The 14481-nt window shown below is 73.5% G+C and carries 12 protein-coding genes; 7 read left to right on the top strand and 5 right to left on the bottom strand.

What is annotated here, in order from left to right; translation table 11 throughout:
* Positions 1–67: 67 nt before the first annotated feature.
* Positions 68–1453 carry a glycosyltransferase gene (locus tag ACIQWA_RS35620; protein ID WP_402489855.1) on the bottom strand — a complete coding sequence of 462 codons (1386 nt, stop codon included), beginning with the start codon at positions 1451–1453 and terminating at the stop codon, positions 68–70.
* Positions 1454–2029: 576 nt separating this feature from the next.
* On the opposite strand from ACIQWA_RS35620, the gene ACIQWA_RS35615 reads away from it, so the two are divergent.
* Positions 2030–2713: a LuxR C-terminal-related transcriptional regulator gene (locus ACIQWA_RS35615; RefSeq protein WP_402489852.1), complete on the top strand. Its 684-nt coding sequence runs from the start codon at positions 2030–2032 to the stop codon at positions 2711–2713.
* A gap of 601 nt (positions 2714–3314) precedes the next feature.
* On the opposite strand, the gene ACIQWA_RS35610 is transcribed toward ACIQWA_RS35615, so the two are convergent.
* Both ACIQWA_RS35610 and ACIQWA_RS35605 read right to left on the bottom strand, forming a co-directional pair.
* Positions 3315–3671: a hypothetical protein gene (locus ACIQWA_RS35610; RefSeq protein ID WP_402489849.1), complete on the bottom strand. Its 357-nt coding sequence runs from the start codon at positions 3669–3671 to the stop codon at positions 3315–3317.
* The gene (locus tag ACIQWA_RS35605; RefSeq protein WP_402489846.1) at positions 3668–4012 is read right to left on the bottom strand and encodes a hypothetical protein; all 345 of its coding nucleotides are present in this window, start codon (positions 4010–4012) and stop codon (positions 3668–3670) included. Before ACIQWA_RS35605 ends, ACIQWA_RS35610 begins: the two co-directional genes overlap by 4 nt.
* 694 nt (positions 4013–4706) lie before the next feature.
* Here ACIQWA_RS35605 and ACIQWA_RS35600 point away from each other — a divergent pair.
* From ACIQWA_RS35600 to pgm, 3 genes are all read left to right on the top strand, one after another.
* Positions 4707–6236 (top strand): hypothetical protein, encoded by a 1530-nt coding sequence (locus ACIQWA_RS35600; RefSeq protein WP_402489843.1) that lies wholly within the window; start codon positions 4707–4709, stop codon positions 6234–6236.
* A gap of 343 nt (positions 6237–6579) precedes the next feature.
* Positions 6580–7407, top strand: coding sequence for a GNAT family N-acetyltransferase (locus ACIQWA_RS35595; protein ID WP_402489839.1), 828 nt, complete (start codon positions 6580–6582; stop codon positions 7405–7407).
* 247 nt (positions 7408–7654) lie between these two features.
* On the top strand, positions 7655–9295 hold the full coding sequence (pgm, locus tag ACIQWA_RS35590) for a phosphoglucomutase (alpha-D-glucose-1,6-bisphosphate-dependent) (RefSeq protein WP_360229482.1): 1641 nt from the start codon (positions 7655–7657) through the stop codon (positions 9293–9295).
* 137 nt (positions 9296–9432) lie between these two features.
* Here the strand turns inward: pgm and ACIQWA_RS35585 are convergent, their stop codons facing one another.
* A complete protein-coding gene (locus ACIQWA_RS35585) occupies positions 9433–10611 on the bottom strand; it encodes an MFS transporter (protein ID WP_402489835.1) in 1179 nt (392 codons plus the stop codon).
* Positions 10612–10763: 152 nt separating this feature from the next.
* Here ACIQWA_RS35585 and ACIQWA_RS35580 point away from each other — a divergent pair, with 152 nt between their 5' ends.
* Positions 10764–11135: an ArsR/SmtB family transcription factor gene (locus ACIQWA_RS35580; protein ID WP_402489832.1), complete on the top strand. Its 372-nt coding sequence runs from the start codon at positions 10764–10766 to the stop codon at positions 11133–11135.
* Between the two features lie 106 nt (positions 11136–11241).
* Positions 11242–11973: an HAD family hydrolase gene (locus ACIQWA_RS35575; protein ID WP_402489830.1), complete on the top strand. Its 732-nt coding sequence runs from the start codon at positions 11242–11244 to the stop codon at positions 11971–11973.
* A gap of 141 nt (positions 11974–12114) precedes the next feature.
* On the opposite strand, the gene ACIQWA_RS35570 is transcribed toward ACIQWA_RS35575, so the two are convergent.
* Positions 12115–12771 (bottom strand): GNAT family N-acetyltransferase, encoded by a 657-nt coding sequence (locus tag ACIQWA_RS35570; protein ID WP_402489827.1) that lies wholly within the window; start codon positions 12769–12771, stop codon positions 12115–12117.
* A 93-nt stretch (positions 12772–12864) separates the two neighbouring features.
* Between ACIQWA_RS35570 and ACIQWA_RS35565 the strand changes: the two genes are divergently transcribed.
* Entirely contained in the window at positions 12865–14460 is a 1596-nt protein-coding gene (locus tag ACIQWA_RS35565; RefSeq protein WP_402489825.1) for an AMP-binding protein, read from the top strand.
* Positions 14461–14481: the final 21 nt, after the last annotated feature.

Below are 14481 nucleotides of genomic sequence, written 5' to 3'. Positions count from 1 at the left end.
GCGCGACGGGTCGCCGTAGGGCGGGTCGCCGTACGGCGGGTCGGCTCGTGGGCGGTCGGGAAACGGATCAGGTCAGGGCCGGTAGTCCGAGCAGGAGGTCGGCCGCCGCCGACCGGCCACCGGCGGCGCGCTGCGCCTCGCCGACGCGTGCGGCCCGCTCGCGGAAGGAACGGTCGCCGAGCACGCGGGTGAGCTTGTCCACGACGTCGTCCGGGTCGAGGTCCTGCGGCCGGTCCAGCGTGAGGCTGATCCCGAAGTCCCGGCCGCGTACGGCCTGGTCGTAGCAGTCCACCCACAACGGCCGGACCACCAGCGGCTTCCCGAAGTACACGCCCTCGTGGAAGCCGTTGCCGCCGCCGTGGGTGAAGAACACCTCGACCTTGGGATGGGCCAGCACGTCCAGCTGCGACGGCAGCCAGCTCTCGACCCGCAGGTTGTTCGGCAGCTGGTCGCGCGGCGGCAGGAGGTGCTGCTGCTCGGTCGGCAGCCGCCACAGGACCTGGTGCCGGCCGTCCAGGCGTCGCGCGACCTCCACCAGGTCGCCCACCTGCGCCCGGGTGAGCCGGGTGATCGTGCCGAATCCCATGTAGACCACGGAGGACTGCACGTCCAGCCAGTCCATGACGCCGGTCGGGTCGTCGGCCGGCGAGGCTTCCGGCAGTGGCGGCACCATGGCCCCGACGAGCTTCACCTTCCCGGGAATATCGAAAGGATAGTCGAGCTCCCGCACAGAATTGCAGAGCACCATTTCCGCGCGGTCGATCCGCGTCATGGGGCTGGGCTTCGGCAGGCCCAGCTCCTTGCGCAGCCGGGCGTCCTCGGAAAGCACCTTCCCCATCGCGGGGTGGAAGAACAGCGCGAGCGTGCGGAGCTTGAAGAGACGGTTTCTCAGCCTCTGGCCGAAACCCATCGGGTAGGGCAGGCCGGAATGCGGGACGGGGAAATCCTTCGGGGTGTAGGAGGACCCGAAGGGGCTGTGCGAGGTGAGGACGTTGCTCGGCAGGAACGGGACGCTCAGGACGAACGGAATGCCCCGGGTCAGCGCGAGGTCGACGGCGAAGGCACTGACGCAATCGATGACCATCAGGGCGGGATCACACTCGTCCACGACCTTCGCGAGCCGGCGGTACTTCTCGGCCTGGAGGTCGGGCCGGTACGACTGGTGGATCACCGCCCGGTGGGCCTTGAAGCGCGAGAGCTGGGTCACCCGGCGGTACACCTCGTCGCTCCAGCTGACCGCGGACAGCTCGGAGAAGACGTCGCCGAGGGAGGCGAACTCCACCGCCGACCGGTCCGCGAGGCCCAGGACGTCGGCGCGCCGGGGCTCGTCGGTGGCGAACCAGAGGTCGGGCACGCCCCGTCGGGCCAGCTCGCCGGCCAGCACCAGCAGGGGGTTGAGCAGGCCGCTCTCCGGAAGGCTGACAAACAGGATCGGCCGTTGCACGGCGCTCATCGGACTCCCTCGGGGCGGGGTTGGCGATCGGGACTGCACCCCACCTTGGTCTCACGCCCGGTGTCGGGAATTCCTTAGTCCTTGGCCCGGCCGGACGGTCGCCCGGCCCGATCATCCGGGTGTGTCCCGGTTTGATCGGAAGTGGCCGGCGAAGGGGAGTCAGAAGGGGAGTCAAAGGCTCCTCCAAGGATTCCCCGGAGGCCCCCGGCCCGTCGGGTGGCCGGGCATCGGGTCGCGATCCTGGTCCTCGAACGGATTCTTCGGATGCGGCCCGCTTCTTGACGGCTCCCATATACTCTGGTCGCAGGCGCTTGGGTAAGCTGAATCTCCGTCAGTCGCAATTGCAGGCCGTTCCAGGCGCGTGACCCCGGAATATCGGGATCGTCATCGAATCACTCATCCGAACATCCATGGTTTCCGGCCGGAAGCAGTTCGGTCGCCTGAAACCGCTGTCTCCACCGATGCCGGAGTTCCGTGCTGACTTCACGGCGGTTCAGGCCGGCGGAGAATGCGCCGGATTGTTCCGGGAAGAACAAACCGTACCCGTGCCTTGAAGGGATCCGATTCTCTGTGGTGATGTCGTACGCAGCCGGTGCAACCCGGACCGTCGAACCCGCTCCCGTCCCGGCCGCCGGCGCGGGACCGCAGCACCACCCGCTGGCCGGACAGCCCGGCCTGACCATGGCCCAGCTCGACCGGGCCCTCACCATCCGGCAGGCGAACGAGGCCTTCTTCTGGCAGTTCGGACGTTCCTCCGCGGACCTCTGCGGCCGTACCTTCAGCGACCTCGTGCACCCGAGCGTCCAACAACCCCTGCTGCGTCAGTTCTCCGGACTGATCGAAGGGCGGCGTGACCGTTTCGCCACCGACGTCATAGCAGTCGGCCCGCACGACGAGACGTTCACCGTCCCGCTCACCGCCGTCATGGTGCGCGGCGATCTTCCTGACGAGTCGTCGATCCTGGTGATGATGCCCGACGGGCGTCCGGACTCGGGTGGGTCCGAGGTCGTGGCCGGCCAGAAGAAGTTGCTGAGCGAGATCGACGCGAAGATTCTCGAGGGCATCGCGGCCGGCGTCTCGACCGTGCCGCTCGCCGCCCGGTTGTACCTGAGCCGTCAGGGCGTGGAGTACCACGTGACGTGCCTGCTGCGGAAGTTGCGGGTCCCCAACCGCGCCGCACTGGTCTCCCGGGCCTACTCGATGGGGGCCCTCAAGGTCGGGGTCTGGCCGCCGAAGGTCGTGGAGAGCTTCGTCAAGTAGTGGTTCCGCCAAGGCCCGTGGGTGCCGCTCCGCTCCGGACGGCTGTTGCCGGCTGACCGGCAGCGGGAGACGCTCACGCTGCTTCCTCACAGGGCCCGCACTTGACTCCGTAGCGGCTGAGGCGGCGGACAGCACGTCGGCGGCCAGTACCCTGATGCGTCCTTCCCGGGTCCTCCACGGCCGTGGCCGTCTTCGCCGGGCGGCTGCGCGCTCCCGCGCCGTCGCTGCTGGTCCTGGCGGGCATCGGGGTGGCGCTGATACCCGGAGTCCCCGCCCTGCGCGTACCGCCGCAGGTCATCGGCATGGTGGTCGCTGCCCCCGCTGCTGTACGCCTCCGCCGAGGAGCTGTCGCTGCGCGACCTCCGTACGGTCTGGCGCCCGGTGGCTGTTCTCTCCCTCGGCCTCGTCCTCGCCGCCGCCGCCGTCGCCGGGCTACCACCCGCAATGGCCTTCGTGCTCGGAGCGCCCGCGAGGAGGACGACGCCCGCGACCTCCTCAACCGCGCCGCCCTCGACCACGTCGACCACCTCACCGAACTGGAGGCCGTACCCGACACCGCCCTCGACCGGGTCCGCCGTGCCCTCACCGCCCGCTCCTCCGGTCACGGCGTTCGGTCGTCCTGGTCGAGGCGGGTGAGTGCACTGCGCGCGTACTGCTGGTAGCCGGTCTGGTACCAGGGTGCGTCGGCGGGGATGTGGGCGGCGGCGTCAACCGCTTCGTGGAGGAGTGCGCGCCGTGCGTCGGGCAGGTGGGCCAGGCGGGGGTGGCGGCTGAGGTCGAGCAGGACCCTGGTGAGGTGGTAGGCGTAGCCGCGGGGGTTGACGGCGAAGAGGGTGCGGTAGACCCGCATGCCTTTCTCGCCGTCCAGCCACCGGTCGCCGATCAGGAGTTGGATCCGGGCCCGTAGGACCAGGTCCGGGTGCGGGCCGGGGTTCGGGTTCTCGTCGGTGCCCTTCATCGGGCGTTCGCCTGCCCGAGTCGGCGCTCGAACTCCTGGAGCTGCGGCACGGTGTGCTCCCACATGCGGCGCTGGTGGGCGGGGGCGTCGGCGGGGATGTGCGCGCTCGCGGCCCGTGCCTCTGCCAGCAGTTCCTCCCGCGCCCCGGGCCGGCGGGCCGCGCGGGGGCTGGTCTCGGCGAGTGCGCGCAGCACGTAGGCGAGTTTGTAGGCGTACACCTGGGGGCTGACGGCGAACAGGGTGCGGTAGACCCGCATGCCCTCCTCGCCGTCGAGGATCCGGTCGTTGTGGCTCAGCAGTGTGATCCGGGCTTTCAGTACCAGGTCCGCATGGACGTTCATGTTGCTTGTCCCCCTTCGTCGTTGCTTCTGTACGCACCCAGCACCCGCACCCTCCCGCGTACCGCGCCGGACGCGTCCGGGCACGGCGGTGTGCGCGCCGGCCGCCCGGGCGAGCGCGGGCGGCGGCGCGAAGGCCGTCGGGGGAGTGGGGTGTTGCACGAGTGTGCGGGGTGCGCGGGGGCGGCGGCAAGGCACAGGAAGGGTGTGCTGAGTCCTACCGCTCCCAGGCCTGACCTGGCAGGATTGGGGTCGGCACCCTCCCGGGGCCGGCCCGGAAGACCTGACGCACCCCCAGGGCCGTGTGCGGACCGCTGGTCGCGGAACACACGGACGGACGCGGGCCGAGGCGACGGCCCCGGGGACCCACGGGAAGCGCTCCGGACGCTCATCCGGATGGCGGCCTGTCACACCGAACCGCCGTTGCGCACTCAGCGTGGCGATGGTGACACTTTCCGTGAGCGAGCGGTTCGGATCCGCTGTGCTCCCATCTGAGACGACCTGTATGGGAGGCCGAGAGATCGTGCTGGGACGACGGATTCCGGGGGAAGACGGAGGCGGGGGTCGAGGGCGCTGTCTGCTGGGCGCGCTGGCGTCGGTGGGCGCCCTGGCGCTGAGTGGTGGCGGGATCCTGCCGCTGCCTGCGGCAGCTGCCGCGGTGGCGCCCCGCGCGCCCGCAGCCGCCGGTGCGTGTTCGGTGGCGAACGGTACGACGGTCTGCGACACCCCGGGCTCCTCCACCTACACCGTGCCGCAGAACGCGCGGCAGGTCCGGTTCACCGTCGTCGGCGGGGGCGGCGGCGGAGGCGGCGGGTTCGCCGGTGCCGGGGGTGGCGCCGGTGCTGCGATCGTCTGCACCGTCACCGGCCTGGCTCCGGGCACGGAGCTGGTGGTGACCGTGCCCGCCGGCGGCAACGCCGGTGCGCTGGCGGAGAGTTCGCAGGTTCTGAGTCCTTCCGGTGGTGGTCAGGCCGCCTCGGTCAGCGCTTCGGGCCTGGTCATCTCCGCCGCCGGTGGCGGAGGAGGCGCCGGCAGTGTCGCCCAATTCGGCGGCTTCGAGATCGACGGAGTGGACGGCGGCGCCGGTGGCGGCAGCGGCGGGGGCGCGGGCGGCACGGCGAGCGGCACTCCGGAGGAGACCGGCGGCCGGCCGGGCGCCTCACCGAGCTGTACCGCGTCCGGCAACGGGCTGACGGCCGTCACGGGCCCGGCCGCCACCAGCACCGCCGGGCAGTCGGCCGCCGACGGCGGCAGCGGCGGGACGATCTCTCCCGACGGTTTCGCGCCCCAGTGCTCCGGGGCCGGCTTCGGCGGCCAAGGTGGCGAGGGTGGCCTGAGCGGCCTCGGCGACCTGGCCGGGCTCGGCGACGGTCTGTCGGGATGCGTCCTGATCACTCCCGTCCTGTCCTGCCCTCCCGACGGTTCCACGTCCGTGTGCGCTCCCGGCTTCGCCCAGTACACCGTCCCGCCCGGGACCAGCACGCTGACCGTCACGGCTGTGGGCGCCGCGGGTAGCGGCGGCGGTGGCGGAGGTGGCCAGGGTGCCAGCATGATCTACGGCGACGGCAGCAGCGGCCAGGGCGGTACGGGCGGTGGCGCGGCGGCAGCCGTCACCTGCACCTTCACCGGGCTCCAGGCGGGCAGCGTCCTGGACATCACGGTGCCCTTCGCCACACCCGGCGGGGCGGGCGGCAGCGGTGGCAGCGGCGGCGTCCTCTCCGCGGGCAACCCCGGCCACGGCGGCCACGGCGGCCAAGCCGCGTCCGTCGCCGGCCCCGGGGGAATCGAGGTACTCGCGCCCGGCGGAGGCGGCGGAGCCGGCGGTCACGGCTCCGCCAACCGCCCTCCGGGCGGCTCCGGAACCGCCGGCGGCCCGGCCGGCCAGGGTGGCGGAGCCGGTGGATCAGGCGGCTTCGCCCAGGCCACCGGCGGCCAGCAGGGCACCGACCCGGTCTGTGCGGCCAACGCCACCGGTGTGACCGCCACCCCCACTCCGTACACCGGCGCCGCCGGCGCCGCGGTGACCGACGGCCAGACCGGTGGCACCGGCGGGGCCATCACCCTGCCTCCCGCGATCACCGGCGCGTGTCCCGCCGGCGCTGCGACGGGCAACGGCGGAAGCGGCGGCCGCGGCGGTGACGGCGGCCGGGGATCGAAGCCCGCCGGGCAGAACGGCGCGGGCGGGACCGACGGCGCGAGCGGCTGCGTCCTGATCGCCGCCGCGTGAACAGGGTGGCGCCGCCGGAACACGACCGGCCCGGTGCGACAGCGGGTGGCTGCGCCGCGTACGGCGCGGGCCGGGCGTGATCCTTCCCCTGCCCTCCGCGCGTGGGGCCCAGCACCGGCGGATGGGCGCACGTCCGTCCCGGGCGTCGGCCCGGTGGCGTGTGCCGGGCCCTACGCTGCGGGGAGCGGGAGGAAGCGACTGGTCATCACCTGCGGCGGTCACCGATGCGAGGGCCGAGCGGCCGAGGAAGCATGCGCGGTTTCCGGCTCTCCAGGGGTGGCCCAGTGGATCGATGTCGGATTGGCCCGGTGCTGCTGGTCAATTCGGTACTACGGTGGGCGGCATGACAACCGGAATCACCGCGACCGACAAGTTCCCCTCCCTCACTCCGGCCGAGGCGCCGTTGCGTCAGGCCCGTAACTCGGCTGCTTTCTGGGCCGCGACCGGCCACTCCCGGGGGCACGAGGTGATCCGGCGCCGCGGCTTCCTGGCCGTCGACGGTGGTGAGCGTGCGGGCCTGCGGATCCTGGTGCAGGAGGGCGATCTCGACGCGGGTGAACTGGCGGAGTTGAGTGGCCTGGTGCGCCGGGCCGCGGGCCCGGTCAACGCCGAGGACCCCTTCGGTGCCACCGACCTGAGCCACCTGGGCCTGCGCAGCTGGCAGATGCCCGTCATGCTCCGCCCGCCCGTACCTGCGTCCGTACCGGCGTCCGGCGCCGGGCTGGTGCCGGTGTCTGTGCCGGGGCCCGAGTCCGGCGGTGCGTCGGGGCTGGATGTGGTCCGGGTGGAGCGGGTGGAGGACCTGTGGGCGGCTGAGCGGGTGGTGATCGAGGGTTTCGAGCTGGCGGCCTTCGAGCCCCACCGTCCTGGTGAGTTGTTCCCGGTCGCGTTGATCGAGCGGGTGGGTGTGGACGTGTTCCTGGCCTCGCACCAGGGTGTGGCGGCGGGGGCGTGCGTGCGGGTGGTGGACGACGGTGTCGCCAGTCACTACTGGGTGGCCACGTCCCCGGCGTTCCGCTCGCGCGGCGTGGGCCGGGCCGTCATGACCGCCTCCCTCGCCGACCTGGCGCAGGTGCCGGCCACTCTGACCGCCTCCAAGCTGGGCCGGCCGCTGTACGAGTCGCTGGGCTACACCGCCGCGGCGCCTTCGACGTGGTGGGCCTCGCACTGAGACCCCGCCGCCCGGCTGCCCCGCCGCCCGACCCTCCCGGTTCTCCGGACCGCCCCTCCCGCCTCCCCCGCCCGCCCGGTTCTCCCTGCTCCCGACCGTCCCGCCCGTCTCCTTCCGGTTCCCGTCCCGTGGGTGTCCTGGCATGGCCCGTACGGTTCGGGGCGGGGTCGTGTTCTGGCTACGATCGGTGAGTGCGGGGCGGGTTCGTTTCGCGGGTACGTAGTGGGATTTCGGCGGGAGTGGGCGGATGGGACACGAACGGGCCGGGTTGCCGGCGCAGCCGGGTGATCTGGTGGATGTGGCGCGGTTGGTGACGGCGTACTACGCGCTGCACCCCGACCCGCAGGAGGTGGCGCAGCGGGTGGCGTTCGGGACGTCGGGGCACCGGGGGTCCTCCCTGGACGCGGCGTTCAACGAGGACCACATCGCCGCGACCACACAGGCGATCTGCGAGTACCGGACCGAGCATGGGGTCACGGGCCCGCTGTTCCTGGGCGCGGACACCCATGCGCTCTCCGAGCCGGCGAAGGTGACGGCGCTGGAGGTGCTGGCGGGCAACGGCGTACAGGTGCTGATCGACACCGCCGACGGCTACACGCCGACGCCGGCGGTCTCCCACGCGATCCTGGCGCACAACCGGCGCAGCCCCCAGGCGCTGGCGGACGGCATCGTCGTCACCCCCTCGCACAACCCGCCTCGGGACGGCGGCTTCAAGTACAACCCGCCCAGTGGCGGCCCGGCGGGGTCGGAGGCGACGGGCTGGATCCAGGACCGTGCCAACGAGCTGATCCGCGAGGGCCTGCGCGGGGTCAAGAAGGTCCCCTACGCGCGGGCGCTGGCGGCGGCGACCACCGGGCGGTACGACTTCCTGGGTGCCTACGTCGAGGACCTGCCCGCGGTGCTGGACCTGGACGCGGTGCGGGCGGCCGGGCTGCGGATCGGCGCCGACCCGCTGGGCGGCGCCTCGGTGGCCTACTGGGCGCGCATCGCCGAGTCCCACCGGCTGGACCTCACCGTGGTCAACCCGGTCACCGACCCGACCTGGCGGTTCATGACGCTGGACTGGGACGGCAAGATCCGCATGGACTGCTCCTCCCCGGCCGCGATGGCCTCCCTGATCGGCCGCAAGGACGAGTACGCCATCGCCACCGGCAACGACGCGGACGCCGACCGGCACGGCATCGTCACCCCCGACGGCGGGCTGATGAACCCTAACCACTACCTGGCGGTGGCCGTCGACTACCTCTACCGCCACCGCGCCGACTGGCCGGGCGACGCGGCCGTCGGCAAGACCCTGGTGTCCTCGTCGATGCTGGACCGGGTCGCCGCCGACCTCGGCCGCACCCTGCTGGAGGTCCCGGTCGGCTTCAAGTGGTTCGTCGACGGCCTGCTGGAGGGGTCGATCGCCTTCGGCGGCGAGGAGAGCGCCGGCGCCTCCTTCCTGCGCCGCGACGGCGGGGTGTGGACGACGGACAAGGACGGCATCCTGCTCGCCCTGCTCGCCGCCGAGATCACCGCCGTCACCGGCGCCACCCCCAGCGCCCACTACCGCGAGCTGACGGCCCGCCACGGCGATCCGTCCTACGCCCGCGTCGACGCCCCCGCCGACCGCGAGCAGAAGGCCCGCCTGGCCCGCCTGGCGCCCGAGCAGGTCACCGCCGGCGAACTGGCCGGAGAGAAGATCACCGCGGTGCTCTCGCACGCGCCGGGCAACGGGGCGGCGATCGGCGGCCTCAAGGTGTGCACGGACAACGCCTGGTTCGCGGCCCGGCCCTCGGGCACGGAGGACGTGTACAAGATCTACGCGGAGTCGTTCCTGGGCGCCGAGCACCTGGCCCGGGTGCAGGAGGAGGCCCGCGCCCTGGTCGGCGACGTGCTCGGGGCCTGACGGGCTCCGGGCGCGGGGTGGGGCGGGGCCGGGGTTTCGCACCCCGGCCCCGCCTGTTTGCTGTTCCGGCCCGTACGCGGCTGGTGAGGCCGGTGAGGCCGGTGAGGCCTGTGCGGGCGTCGCGGCTCGGTGGGCGTTCAGGCCCGGGCCGGGGCCGGCGCCGCCGTACGGGAGCGGGCGCGCTGGTCGCGGGTGGTGGCCGCGGCGGTCGCGCAGGCCGCGAGGGCGAGTACGGCTGCGGCCAGGGGGAACCAGCGCGTGCCCAGCAGGGTGATGGCGGCTGATCCGGCGATGCCTCCGGCGGCCGTGCCGAGGTAGAGGGCGCTGCTGTTGAGCGAGATCAGCAGGGGCGCGTTCGCCGGGTCGATCGAGGCGAGGCGGTGCGGCAGTGCGACGGAGACGGCCCATCCGGCCAGGGGGACGACGACCGCGTACGCGAGTGCTCCGGGCATGCTGCGCCCGAGCCAGGGCAGCGCGGTGAAGGCGCAGGCGGCGACGGCGGAGCCGGTCAGCAGGACGGCGCGCACCCCGGCGCGGTCGACGAGGCGTCCGCCCAGCCAGCTGCCGGCCACCGAGAGGACGCCGGTGGTGAGCAGGATGAGGCTGAGCTTGTCGGCGTCGCCGCCGGTGGCGCCGTGGACGGCGGTGGCGAGGTAGATGTAGACGCTCTGGAAGGCGAGGAAGAAGGTCAGGGTGGTCGCGGCGGCGCCGAGGACGCGGCGTGAGGCGAGCGGGGCCAGGCGGGCGGTGAGGGTGGGGGCGGCGGCGGGGGCGGGCAGGTCGCGCAGCAGGAGTGCCAGTCCGGCGAGTGCGGCCAGGCCGAGGGCGGTGACCAGCCACATCGTCAGGCGCCAGTCGGTGCGTCCCACCCAGGTGCCCAGCGGCACGCCCAGCGCGGTGGCCACCGTCATGCCGCCCAGCACGGTGGCCAGGGCCCGGCCGCGCCGCTCGGGGCTGACCAGGGTGGTGGCCACGGCGTTGGCGGTGGGGGTGTAGAGGGCGGCGCCGGCGGCGGCCAGTACCCGGGTGGCCAGCAGCAGCGGGTAGCTGGGGGCGAGGGCGCTCAGGGCGTTGGCGGCGCTGAAGACGGCGAGCGCGGTCAGCAGCAGGCGCCGCCGCGGCCAGCGCGCGGTGGCGGCGGCCAGCGGCGGGGCCAGCAGGGCGTAGCCGAGCGCGAAGACGGTGACGAGCTGGCCGGCGGCGCCCACCGACACGTGCAGGTCGGCGGCGATGGGGCCGAGGATGCCGGCGACCACCATCGAGTCGGTGCCCATGGCGAAGGTGCCGAGGGCGAGCAGGAGCAGGCGTACGGGCACGGAGAGCCCCCCGGGGCGGTTGTGTGGATTGTTGGACGAGCATGCAACAGTTGGATACTCGCCAAACAATCGGGGATTGGTGGATGATTGTCAAACCATCCCTGCCGTCGCCCGCCCCCTGCGCGGGAACCCCGAGGACCGGAGCCCACCCCATGACCGACGACGAGCGGCTGCCCCAGCCCCCCACCGCCGACATCGACCTCGTCACGGTCCTGCACGCCCTCGGCGACCCCGTGCGGATGCGCCTGCTGCTCAGCTACGCCGACGGCGCCGAACACTCCTGCGACCCCCGCGGCCTGGGCCTGGACCACCTCCACAAGTCGACCGTCTCCCACCACATGCGCGTCCTGCGCGAAGCCGGCGTCACCACCACCCGCGTCGCCGGACGCAACCGCTTCGTCAGCCTGCGCCGCGCCGACCTCGACGCCCGCTTCCCGGGGCTGCTCGACGCCCTCCTCGCCTCCGCCCCGCAGTCGGCGGCGGTGGCGGACGTGGGCGCGGGCGCGGTGGCGGCCGGCGCCTGAAGGGCACCGCCCGAGGGCTGGGTTCATCACCCCCCTCGCCCGACCACCCACCACCCGCCGCGTAGGGTGCGGGACGCACCGCGGGCACACGGAAAGGAAACGGTCCATGCCGATCAGGGGCGTGCTCTTCGACGTCGACGACACCTTGTTCGACTACACCCACTCGGAGGAGGCGGGCATCCTCGCCCACCTGCGCGACGTCGGCCTGCTGGAACGGTTCCCCACCCCGCGGGCCGCCCTGGACCTGTGGCGCGCCGTCATGGAGCACAGCTACGCCCGCTACCTCGCCCGGGAACTCACCATGCGAGGCCAGCAGTACGAACGCACCCGGCGCTTCCTCGCCCACCTCGGCCAGGACGGCGCCGAACACCTCAGCGACGAACAGGCCGCCGCCTGGTTCGACGGCTACGCCACCCACCGCGACGCCGCCTGGCGCGCCTTCCCCGACGCCGAGCCCACCCTGCGCCGCCTCGCCCCCCACTACCGCCTGGGCATCGTCTCCAACTCCGACACCGACCACCAGCGCCGCAAACTGCGCGCCATCGGCCTGCTCGACCACTTCGGCGACGTCATCGTCTGCTCCGACCAGCACGGCGAGGCCAAACCCGCCCCCAGCATCTTCCACGCCGCCTGCACCGCCCTGGGCCTGCCCCCGCACGAAGTCGCCTACGTCGGCGACAACTACACCCTCGACGCCGAAGGCGCCCACGCCGCCGGCCTCCACGCCTTCTGGCTCGACCGCGCCGCCACCACCACCCCGGTCGCCGAGGGCATCCACGTGCTCCACACCCTCGACCCCCTCGCCCCCACCCTCACCGCCCTCCCCGCCACCCCCTGACCCCGCAGGCCCGCACGGGCACCCACCCCCACGCCCCGATCCACACCGGCACCCGCAACCCGCACGGGGCCGCACGACTGGGGGCGCCTGCGGACAGGAAGTCGGCCGGGCCGACTTTTCGTGCACGTGTCTTGGGGAGGGTCAGGAGGGTGGGGTGTCGGCGCCGAAGAGGGTGCGGCAGGCGGGGGTGAGGCCGGTGACGGTGACGGGGACGGGCGGGCCCTGCCAGTGGTCGCGGTCCAGGCGCAGGCGCCGGGTCTCCACCGCGTGGCCGTCGAGGACGTCGAGGGTGATGCCGTCGTCGCGGTAGCCGAGCTTGTGGGAGACCGCGAGGGAGGAGTGGTTGTCGGCGAAGGACATTGACGTCGCCGAGCGCGCGCCCAGCTCGGCGAACGCCAGGTGGAGCATCGCCGCGCGCATCTCGGTGCCCAGCCCCCGGCCCTGGTGCTCCAGGCCCACCCACGAACCGGAGGTGATCTCGCGCCGCACCGCGAACTCCTGCGCCCGCATGTCCTGGACGCCCACCGGCCGCCCCTCGTGGAAGGCCACCAGGTCCAGCGCCCAGTGCTGCGCCGTCCAGCGTCCCATCCGCCGCCAGTGCATCTGCAGGACGTGCCGGGCCCGTTCGGCGGGCGGCAGTTCGCCCCAGGGGGTGAGGAAGGGCCGCTGGTCGGGCGGGTGGACCCCGCGCGCGGCGAGGTCCGCGACCTCGGACAGCTCGTCCTCGCCGGGCAGGCGCAGTTCCAGACGCGGCGTGTTCACGCGCAGGCCCTTCAACGGCCAGTGGTCGGTGATCATCGGCACAGTGTGCCGGGACCCGGACGCCGCCCGCACCCCGGTTTTGCGCACGCACGCCGGGACCCGGCAGGGCCGGGGCTAGGGTGGGGAACCATGGTTGCCCCCTCCGCAGCACAAGCGGCCGACAGCGCCCCGGAGTTCGTCAGCGCCCCCGCCCTGATCCTGCGCTCCCTCGCCTCGCACCCCGAGCGGCGGGCCATCACCTCCGCTGACGGCGTCGAGATCACCGCCGGCGACTTCGCCGCCACCACCTACCGCCTCGCCCACGAGCTCCTTGCCCGTGGCGCCGGTCGCGGCACCACCGTCACCCTGCTCACCGGCAACACCCCCGAGGCCCTCGCCGCCCGCTACGCGGCCGGGCTGGCCGGGGCCCGGGTGGTCAACCTGTACGACGGGATGGGCGCCCCCGTGCTGGCCGAGATCGTGGCCAGCGTGGACACCACCGTGCTCCTCGTCGACGCCGAACGGTACGTGGGCGCCGCCGAGTTGCTGCCGCTGATCGACGTCCCGACCGTCCTCACCCTCGGCCCCGGCCCCGGCCCCGACGGCACCGACGGCACCGGGATCGGCGAGGACGCGATCGCCGCCTCCGCCGTCCACCCCGCCACCGACCCCGCCGTCCCCCTCGGCCCCGGCGACGACCTCGGCATCCGCCACACCGGCGGCACCACCGGCATCCCCAAGGGCATCCTCAGCCTCCACGGCCCCTACCGCAGGGCCTTCGACTTCCCCTTCGCCGACCCCCGCCCCGCCGGCGAGAAACCCCGGCTGCTCGCCGCCACCCCCCTCGCCCACCTGGCCGGGGTCCTCGCCGACCTGACCCTGCACCACGGCGGCTCGGTCGTCCTGCAACGCGCTTTCGACCCCGGCGAGGTCCTCGCCGCGATCGAACGCGAACGCATCACCGACCTGTTCGTCCTGCCCCCGCTGCTGTACCGGCTGCTCGACCACCCGGCCCTGGCCCGCACCGACCTGTCCAGCCTGCGCCGACTCTCCTACGGCGGCTGCGCCGCCTCCCCGGCACGGATCCGCGAGGCCCTCAAGGCGTTCGGGCCCGTCCTGGTCGGCGGCTACGGCATGTCCGAGGCGCAGAACATCGCCGTCCTGGGCCCGCACGAGCACGACCGCACCGGCCACGGCGGCCAGGTGCCGGTGGGCCGCCCTCTGCCGGGCGTCCAGGTGGAGGTCCGCGCCGCCGACGGCACCGTGCTGCCCGCCGGGGAGCAGGGCGAGATCCACGTCCGCTCCGGCACGCTGATGGCCGGCTACTGGAAGCAGCCCGAGCTCACCGCCAAGGTGCTGCGCGGGGGTTGGCTCGACACCGGAGACGTCGGCTACTTCGACGCCGACGGCTACCTCTACCTCGCCGACCGCCTCAAGGACCTGATCATCGTCGTCGGTGGCCACGTCTACCCCACCGAGGTCGAGGAACTCCTCCTCACCCACCCGGCCATCGCCCAGTGCGCCGTCTACGGCGTCCGCGACGACCAGCAGGCCGAACACGTCCACGCCGCCGTCGTCCCCGCCCCGGGCCGGCAGCCCGACCTGGAGGACGTCCGCGCCTTCGTCACCGCCAACAAGGGCCGCCTCTACGCCCCCGAGGCCCTCCACCTGGTCGACGCCATCCCGCTCACCGCCGTCGGCAAGCCCGACAAGAAACGCCTGCGCGAGGACGCCGCATCCCGCTGACGCCACCCGCCCTGCCCCGCC

Origin of the sequence: Kitasatospora sp. NPDC098652 (assembly GCF_044760155.1) — a bacterium.
Lineage (GTDB): Bacteria > Actinomycetota > Actinomycetes > Streptomycetales > Streptomycetaceae > Kitasatospora.
Note: the sequence above shows the minus strand (reverse complement) of the source record. Positions and strands in the feature narration are given on the sequence as shown.

Coding starts and splice junctions, on each gene's coding strand:
- ACIQWA_RS35620 (WP_402489855.1), bottom strand. CDS start 1,453: ATGAGCGCCGTGCAACGGCCGATCCTGTTTGTCAGCCTTCCGGAGAGC.
- ACIQWA_RS35615 (WP_402489852.1), top strand. CDS start 2,030: ATGTCGTACGCAGCCGGTGCAACCCGGACCGTCGAACCCGCTCCCGTC.
- ACIQWA_RS35610 (WP_402489849.1), bottom strand. CDS start 3,671: ATGAAGGGCACCGACGAGAACCCGAACCCCGGCCCGCACCCGGACCTG.
- ACIQWA_RS35605 (WP_402489846.1), bottom strand. CDS start 4,012: ATGAACGTCCATGCGGACCTGGTACTGAAAGCCCGGATCACACTGCTG.
- ACIQWA_RS35595 (WP_402489839.1), top strand. CDS start 6,580: ATGACAACCGGAATCACCGCGACCGACAAGTTCCCCTCCCTCACTCCG.
- pgm (WP_360229482.1), top strand. CDS start 7,655: ATGGGACACGAACGGGCCGGGTTGCCGGCGCAGCCGGGTGATCTGGTG.
- ACIQWA_RS35580 (WP_402489832.1), top strand. CDS start 10,764: ATGACCGACGACGAGCGGCTGCCCCAGCCCCCCACCGCCGACATCGAC.
- ACIQWA_RS35575 (WP_402489830.1), top strand. CDS start 11,242: ATGCCGATCAGGGGCGTGCTCTTCGACGTCGACGACACCTTGTTCGAC.
- ACIQWA_RS35570 (WP_402489827.1), bottom strand. CDS start 12,771: ATGATCACCGACCACTGGCCGTTGAAGGGCCTGCGCGTGAACACGCCG.
- ACIQWA_RS35565 (WP_402489825.1), top strand. CDS start 12,865: ATGGTTGCCCCCTCCGCAGCACAAGCGGCCGACAGCGCCCCGGAGTTC.